1 protein-coding gene is annotated in these 873 nt (G+C 35.1%); it reads right to left on the reverse strand.

The features are described 5' to 3' along the window. A partial coding sequence (locus tag GXP69_RS18875) for an AAA family ATPase (RefSeq protein WP_163917174.1) occupies window positions 1-873 on the reverse strand: 873 nt, incomplete at both ends.

An 873-nucleotide genomic window follows, 5' to 3' on the forward strand; every position in this document is an offset into this window, starting at 1 on the left:
AATGTCTATAGCATCTATTTCGTTTTTAACGATTTTAAGATCAGCTTCTAACCGAGTTAAATTCATTTTAAATGCAATGAAATGATCTAGCCCCTCAAGCTTTTGTTCTATTTTTGTTATCTCTTCTTCGAAGTACTGGATATCTTTTTTTAGTTCAGTCCGCTGCGACTCTAAACCTTCTATTTTTCTTTCTCCTAAACTAATCTCCGAATAAATAAGATTTTCTTCTCTGCTTAGTTTGTTTTGCTTGTTCAGTTCTTTCTCAATTTTCTTATTAATGCTCTTCTCAGAGGCCTTAACTACTTTATGCATGAAGTCATACTTGGGATAGTATGAGATTTCATTAATCGCATGTCTAAGCGTAATATCGTTCCCGAAGTCATAGAGTTGGTCCATGGTTTCACCTTGATACCACATAAACTTTCGAATGCTTCGAGGGAATATCTTGTCTAATAAGTAGTCGCGTTCTGCATTATTTACGATATGAGTTTCCCCATCAGCGGTGTATTCGATTCTAAGTTCAGCTGGTAGATTGTAGGTAATTCCAGTTGGCTTCTTTTTAAAAGTGATTTCTTTTGTAAAAGTATATCTAATAGTATCGCTACTTGAATAGCTAGAGCTCTTGTAATCTATTGCATCTAATGTTATTTCAACTGAAGTAGTGAACTCTTCGCCTACTGGTAAATCAAGGGCTAGTTTATCTGGATAGATAGTCAGGTTCTGTGCTGGCTGCCACTTCTTTCTGTTCGAATTATTTTCATCCGAATAAATTCTATCAAAAAACGTCCAGTATATTGCATTGAAAAACTGCGATTTACCACCTCCATTTTTTGCTGAGATGATATTCAACCCTTCTGTAAACTCAAATGAGTT

The sequence above is a fragment of the Pontibacter burrus genome (genome assembly GCF_010686685.1).
Lineage (GTDB): Bacteria > Bacteroidota > Bacteroidia > Cytophagales > Hymenobacteraceae > Pontibacter > Pontibacter burrus.